Origin of the sequence: Dysgonomonas sp. 520 (genome assembly GCF_010501095.1) — a bacterium.
Lineage (GTDB): Bacteria > Bacteroidota > Bacteroidia > Bacteroidales > Dysgonomonadaceae > QVMP01.
On sequence record NZ_QVMP01000025.1, the window covers coordinates 69,018 to 76,123 of the forward strand.

The window sequence follows — 7,106 nt, forward strand, 5'->3', positions numbered from 1 at the left end:
ATATCGGGTATATTTTGAACTATTATTCCAACATTATTTCTTCCGGTATCGAAGGAGCAAAATCAGGAGCAATGTCGGGCGTTGACGAATTTATCTTGAAGAAGCTGTTGAAACCGCTTTGCTCCAATTTTGGGTAATATCCTATTTTTAAGTCTATTGTATTGAATATGATAAAATTGTTTCTCAGACGAATGCCAAGCCCGGCTCCGTAATTGATATTGTCGCTATTGAAAAGATTTCCTTTCGATTTAATCCAACCCATATCGAAAAATGTATAGAAAAGGAACCGAAAACCCAGAATCTCGTAATTGGAAAACAGGTCGGTTTCTGATTTAAACAAAAGTTGCTCATATCCGCTCTTGCTATCTCTCCAGTTTTTGATGGGTAGAGTAGTGTGTTGGCCCATATAAATTTTGTCGCCAAAATATCTGTCGGCATGAAGTATTTTTGAATAGTTGAGGGTGAAAAATTGCCTGAATCTCAATCCTGACCAACGAAAAAGAGGTGTGAAATATCTGGAGTCGAAATTAAAGACACCTCCAAAAGGTTTCCCATTGCCAAAGAATGAGGATATTTCCGACTTAACATATAGGTTTCCTTTCATTATTTTACTGCTTCCGTAAGATGCACTCAAGGAGCCGTACATCGCATCCTTAATCTTCGAGAAATGACTGTATCCCAATTGCATCGAGAGATTATATCCTTGAGGTATATCTTCCGTATTACCAAAATTATAAACCATATGTTCGCGCAAATACGAATTCTGATACAAACTCAGTTGCATCAGCAGCATTTGGTTTTTTGTATATTTATAAGGAGCCAAATTAGTTTGCATGTAGTCATTATAAACAGTATTTTTATACTCCGGAATCTTCATTTTATACCTCAATCCTACAACAACTCTTCTGATTGCATTTTCTTTCGACAGGGTAAATGCCCTGCCTGCGGTGATTGAGAATTGTTGGTTTCTGTCGGGGGTTACTGAATCCCACTCTATTCGTTCGGGATGTAGAAATCTTCTTTTATAACTGATTTCGCCAAAGTAATTTAGCTTGGGTTGCAAATTTCGGGTTGCGGCAAATTCTGTTTCATATTCTTTTATTCTGTCAACATAACTACCGGATAGATCAATATTTTTTTTAGCAAAATTCTGATACACATAGTTTCCTCCAAACCCGTATTTTCGGTCGTATTTGTTCGAATATATGAAATCAAACCCAACCCTGCTGCCTGTGCCTAAAACATTCCGGTCGAATATTTCGAGATTCACTTTCGATGATGACAAGCTATGAAGGTTTAGCCCGATAGTCCATTTATCCCGCACAATGATGTTCACATCAACCGAATCTTCCGTATGTGCCATCGGTTCGATGAAAATGCGGGCATCGTATATATATCCTGTGTTTCTGAGTTGCGATTCCGACGTGGCCACAGTGGCAGCATTGACCGGTGTGTTTTGCCGAAACTGAATTATGTTTTTGATAGTCGCTTCCCGTGTTGAGGCATGAGCACTGTTGAGGATTTTAAACTCATCACCCCTTTCCGAAGGGTTGTTTATATTTGTTCCGAAGGGAGGTAATACATTTATATTGATATTTCGGATTATTTTTCCTTCAAAAGGTTTATAATCTTCAACAATGGCCCTGTTTTGTTTTTTTGTGTCAGGAGGAGAAGATTCCCGGAATATCATAGAGAAAAGTTTTCTAGTCCATCTGTTTTTTGATGTTTGCTTTTTTATGACTTGATATTCTTTAGGCAGTCCGTAAACATGGGCGGTATCTTTAACCTGAATGATAGAGTCGGAATCGAGAGTGTTTTCATCGCAAATAGATGCCATAACATCGAAAGACAAAGTCCATACAATAGCAATTAAACAATAGATGATAATATTTAGAGAATAACACTTCAATTCTGATTCTTTGAGTACGACATAACAAACAAAAACTTTTAAGAATAAACAAATTTACACATATTTTGTTGATGAGCTTCAAGCATTTTACTATCTTTTCTTAACGATGGTTATTTGTAATATTTAATCAAATAAATTCTATACCTTTGCACTTGGGAAGACAATGAATGATAAGTGATAAGATGTGTATCAATAAACCAGAAACAAAGAATTTGAAATGAAATCAGTGAAAGCAAAAATCAGAGCCGCACTAAAAACACTATACTTGAAACTACCGGAAGAAATTATAAGATTAAGAAAGAGTTATGTATATGACAAAGACGCTTTCGCATCTTTTATCAGTTCGAAGGTTGGTGATACTACCAATATTTTTGATGATATTTATAAGATAAATATGTGGCATACCGAAGAATCCGTATCCGGGGGAGGTTCTACGATAGATGCCACGAAAACAGTCCGTGAAGAGCTGCCTCAGATTATTGAAAAATACCGGATAGAATCGATGTTAGATGTCCCTTGTGGCGACTATAACTGGATGAAGTTGGTGGATCTGAAATGTAACTATATAGGAGGAGACATAGTGTCAGAGATTATTGAAAGCAATCAGCAGTTGTATGCTTCGGATAAGGTTAATTTTCAGGTTCTTGACATCACAAAAGATGATTTACCTAAGGTGGATATGATCTTCTGTAAAGATTGCTTACTGCATTTGTCTTACGAAAATGTTGCTAAAGCACTTAATAATTTCAAAAAGAGTGGATCAAAATATTTGCTGGTATCCAACTATTCGAGAACGTGGCGAAATCATGATATTCACAACGGAGATTATCGTCCCTTGAATATACGGAGAAAGCCATTTAGCTTACCTAAACCTATATATCGGTTCAGGGAAAAATCGGTAGCGGAAGGTGTGGAAAGTGATAAATATATGTATTTATATCTGATGGATTCTATTCCGGATATAATTTTGTCGTAATACTATCAGCCTGTTTATGTAGTGTTTAGTGTATGCGGTGAATAAATAGTTTCAAAATAGTTTTCGAAATATTTGGAAGATAAAAAATAAAGCGTACCTTTGCATTCGAAATATCGCGGGGTGGAGCAGTTGGTAGCTCGCCAGGCTCATAACCTGGAGGTCATCGGTTCGAGTCCGGTCTCCGCAACTAAACTGAAAGAATCACTGAAAAGTGGTTCTTTTTTGTTTTTATGAATTTCGTAAAATGCTGATATATTGGAGACAAAGGTGAACACTGAGTTCACCTTTTTGGTTAGATAACTATTAGTCTCCTTATTATATATAACTCCCTCTGGGAATACTAAACTCTGTAACTTTTGCTGAATACTGAAATTTGAGTTTACCCATAAATCCCCTAATTTACAAGCTATTTGCAATGTTGAATCTATGAATTTTTGTAGGTTAGATAAATTTTCCTTCGATTTTTCCAACTCATTCTCAATAGATGCTTTTTTGTCCTTAAGTACAGATATAGTGGTCTCATAAACCTCAGTTGTAATATAACCCATTCCACATTTTACATTGACATCTTTAATCTGGTTATTACATTCAGTTAGTTGTTTGGATAACTCCTTGTGTAAACAGGATTGATTATCATTCCTTTCTTTAAAGACCTTTGTCAAAACCTTTTTGGTAATAGGTATTAATTCTTCTGGTATGGTATATCCAGATAGTAAACAGGAATAACCATCATGTATCTTGACAATGTTATGATTGCTTTTACAACCCTTTGTATTGCACTTATAATAATGTAACCTTTTTGTCTTTACCTCATAACCTGTCAGATAACACCCACAATTATCACAAATGACATGGCGTTTTAGAGGGTACATAGGGGTTTCAATAGCATGAGAGTAACCAATGTTACTCTCAATACCATTAACTTTATTCCAGACATCCACAGGTGCTAAAATTTCTTGCTTCCCATCTATAATGGTATCACCTAATAATGCGTGCTTAATTTTTCCACAATAAAAAGGATTATGAAAAATCTCACTTAGTTTTTGCTTATATATTTTTAAACCATGAGCCTTTAATCTTTCCACAATTTGAACATCAGTTAAACCTTCTTTGGCTTTCCAGTAGAAAGCTTCCCTCAGTAGTTCCCCTGTTTTATTGACAGTAACAATATGTTCTTTGCCTTCCTTCTTTTTATCAAAACCCATTGGAGGTCTGGCATACCAATAACCTTTTTCTAAACATTCTTTCATCCCTGCTTCACATTTACCCTTTCTTAGATTATTTTCAAACTGATTGAATAGGAATAGTATATTTTCCATAAACTCACCAGCAGGGTTGTCTGGGTCTGTTGCTTGAGTTATAGACACCACATATATACCTTTCGATTTCAAATATCTCTTAGTGAGAATACCTTCATCACCTGCTCTTGAAAACCTATCAAAACTATATACTAGTATTATGTTAACCTCTTTCATTTTGGCAACCTTTGCTATCATCTCCTGATATAGTTTACCCTCTTTCTTTGCACTCTCATTTGTACCACCAAAATACTCTACAATTTCAATATTGTTTCTTTTGGCATATAACTCACACTCTTTTTTTTGAATTTCAAGACTGTTATTATTATCAGCCTGTTCTTTCGTGCTAACCCTTGTCCAAACCACTGCCACTTTTTCTTTAAGATTAGCATATTCTATAATCTTTCTTTTAACCTTTTTCTTTCCCATTTTCACAATCTTTTTTACCTATATTATACTCATACGCAATAACACCAAACGAATACAGAAAATCTAATATAGATTTCATATCCTCTTGGCTTTGCCCAAAACCTATTTTCTCAAAATCACTTTGATATACTTTAAATTCTTCATCACTAAACATCTTTAAATGTGTTATTTCTTATTTACCAAGAGATTAGTTCTTGTTGTCCTTTATCTAAAGCAAGATCCTGTTTTCATTGCTCAATCAGATAAAGTATGCATAGGATCATCCACCAAACAATACTATCATTGCTATTAGATTGGTAAGAGAATTAACAATATTTATTTATCCATAAGTCCTTCTATTTTAATCTTATAATACAAATCTATATATTTTTATTAACAAATCAAAGCTAATTTTAACGAAAGTGAATTGCAGTGTGAATTTTTGTTATTCTTTAACTAAAAAATATTTTAGAAAAATTTTGAGGGCTTAGATTTTAAATAGGACCATACCCCCTATTAAGGTACAGTCTCATTATTATGTCAGGAGGCGAGATACGTAAAGCAAGGATCACGGATCCCCCCCCTATATTAGTTGTTTGACCTTTTGCAGTGTGTTTAAGCTTGTACCTGTAATTTTCTGGATGTTTCTAAGGGAATAACCTTTCTTCAATAGTTTTATATCTTCTGAATACTGGTTTTTCATTATTTCATTATCTTTTCTGTAACCAATTTTTCGACCAACACGCCCACCATTAGCCAAGTGGTTCTTATAACCAGATTCAACTCTTTCCCTGATGGTTTTGCGCTCCATACGTGCCACCTCCGCAAGTATGGTGATTAAGAATTGAGACATGGGATTGATTTCTTTCGTTGGTGTCAAGGTTTCAATGTTATAATTCTGTATATATAAAGATATTTTGTTTTGGTTAAGAATTTCAATCGTTTTCAACACCTCTAAGGTATTTCTTCCCAACCTGCTTAACTCACAGACTAATACTTTTTCTACTTCGTTAGAATTAACAAAATCAATCATTTTCAATAACTCTGGTCTATCTGCATTATTCTTTGCACCAGAAACCTTTTCTGCAAATACTTTAACCACTTCATAGTTGTTTTGACTTGCATAAAAAGTTAAATCATTGATTTGTCTTTGATAGTCCTGTGTCCCATTAGTTGAACTAACCCTACAATAAATACACACTCTACACATAACTATTTTTTTTATTAAAGTGGGGGTGCTCCATCCTGCTACTGCATTAAAGTTTTACCAGATTTCAAGGAGAACAGGATTTCACATCCCCACCAAATTTGTTCCATTATTACAGCACAAATATAGTTGTTATATATGATATATCAAATAATAGAGTGTTAAAAATGGTTGAAATAACAGTTATATCAAATATTAATATGTAATTTTATGAGAGAATTATAAATAATGGTACAAACTTATATCTATTATGAATGATAAGAAAGAAAAGAAACCAATAACAGTATATCATGTACACCTCTTTGATGCACCAGAGAATGATATAACTCAAAGTGATTATTACTTTGGCTCTATATCTGCTATTTTTGAACACTTTGATAAGTCTATGATTGGCATACAGGCATCAAGTTTGTACAACTATAACTTTGATGAAATAACCAATCCTATATATGAAAATAAGAAATGTAGGATTAGGAAAAGCATTCTGCTAACAAAATCTAAATCAAAATAGTTGATATAAATAAAATATATCTATTTTTGTAGTGAGCATGTGAGTAAGGCGTTATTCTGGCTCAATTTATTGACAATATACCAAGTGTCAATGCATAGTTGCTTTATGTCATCTTTATCAAGAAAATCATCAATAATTTTTTGAGTCAGGTCTACTTTATCTCCACGAACCGTAACCCATACTTGAAATCCTCTCTCTTTATAGTTTTGATAGCACTTATCTAGTGCTCCTTTATTACAATTCTGACAATCAAATTTTTTAAAAATAAAATTATTTTCATCATTTTGAGCCTGAATATTAGTAACTAAAGAGATTATAAACAAACAAAAGATAGATTTTTTCATGGTAATTTATTTTTTATAAATATCTTCTAAAAATATTACTGTCAAAGGTTTCTCCCCATATTCTTTTATGGTAATAACAGCCACACAATCTGTAATTGGAGTTGAAGAAGTTATAGTGCGATAATCGTTATAATCTAATGCGTATTCTGTAATTTTATTGTTTACTACGTAGACTTGACGTAATACACAGGATGTACTATTATTGTTATCTACAATAAAAACTTTATGCCAACACTCTTTCATGTCAGAGGGTCGGCTGCTTGCTGCATCATAATAATTAAATACTTCACCTTTTTGGGAGAACCCTTATGATATAGAACTGACTGTATATCAGTAGTCATTTGAAGTAAAGAACGACGAAACCTACATAAGACCTTACAAGGGCTTGGTTTATAATCAGTTTGTTTCAAGTACAAAGATATACAGTTTGTTAATATAATAACTACTAACAGT

General features: G+C 33.6%; 7 protein-coding genes and 1 tRNA gene. 3 read left to right on the plus strand and 5 right to left on the minus strand.

From position 1 onward, the window contains the following. Window positions 1-22: 22 nt before the first annotated feature. The gene (locus D0T56_RS14045) at window positions 23-1,837 is read right to left on the minus strand and encodes a POTRA domain-containing protein (protein WP_163320796.1); all 1,815 of its coding nucleotides are present in this window, start codon (window positions 1,835-1,837) and stop codon (window positions 23-25) included. A 289-nt stretch (window positions 1,838-2,126) separates the two neighbouring features. On the opposite strand from D0T56_RS14045, the gene D0T56_RS14050 reads away from it, so the two are divergent. Together D0T56_RS14050 and D0T56_RS14055 are read left to right on the plus strand one after the other, a co-directional pair. Further along, window positions 2,127-2,885, plus strand: coding sequence for a class I SAM-dependent methyltransferase (locus D0T56_RS14050; RefSeq protein ID WP_163320797.1), 759 nt, complete (start codon window positions 2,127-2,129; stop codon window positions 2,883-2,885). 114 nt (window positions 2,886-2,999) lie between these two features. Continuing rightward, window positions 3,000-3,072, plus strand: a tRNA-Met gene (locus D0T56_RS14055). Here the strand turns inward: D0T56_RS14055 and D0T56_RS14060 are convergent. The 3 genes from D0T56_RS14060 to D0T56_RS14065 form a co-directional block, all read right to left on the minus strand. Next, on the minus strand, window positions 3,032-4,612 hold the full coding sequence (locus D0T56_RS14060) for a recombinase family protein (RefSeq protein ID WP_163320802.1): 1,581 nt from the start codon (window positions 4,610-4,612) through the stop codon (window positions 3,032-3,034). The two genes, D0T56_RS14055 and D0T56_RS14060, sit on opposite strands and share 41 nt — an antisense overlap. Then, complete coding sequence (locus D0T56_RS16615; protein WP_185153888.1) at window positions 4,593-4,766, minus strand: hypothetical protein; 174 nt, start codon at window positions 4,764-4,766, stop codon at window positions 4,593-4,595. The genes D0T56_RS14060 and D0T56_RS16615 overlap by 20 nt, the downstream gene beginning before the upstream one ends. 408 nt (window positions 4,767-5,174) lie before the next feature. Further along, window positions 5,175-5,801, minus strand: a complete 627-nt coding sequence (locus tag D0T56_RS14065; protein ID WP_163320798.1) for a recombinase family protein — start codon at window positions 5,799-5,801, stop codon at window positions 5,175-5,177. 247 nt (window positions 5,802-6,048) lie between these two features. Between D0T56_RS14065 and D0T56_RS14070 the strand changes: the two genes are divergently transcribed. Then, window positions 6,049-6,309 (plus strand): hypothetical protein, encoded by a 261-nt coding sequence (locus tag D0T56_RS14070; RefSeq protein ID WP_163320799.1) that lies wholly within the window; start codon window positions 6,049-6,051, stop codon window positions 6,307-6,309. A 20-nt stretch (window positions 6,310-6,329) separates the two neighbouring features. Here the strand turns inward: D0T56_RS14070 and D0T56_RS14075 are convergent, their stop codons facing one another. Continuing rightward, the gene (locus D0T56_RS14075) at window positions 6,330-6,653 is read right to left on the minus strand and encodes a hypothetical protein (RefSeq protein WP_163320800.1); all 324 of its coding nucleotides are present in this window, start codon (window positions 6,651-6,653) and stop codon (window positions 6,330-6,332) included. Window positions 6,654-7,106 lie beyond the last annotated feature (453 nt).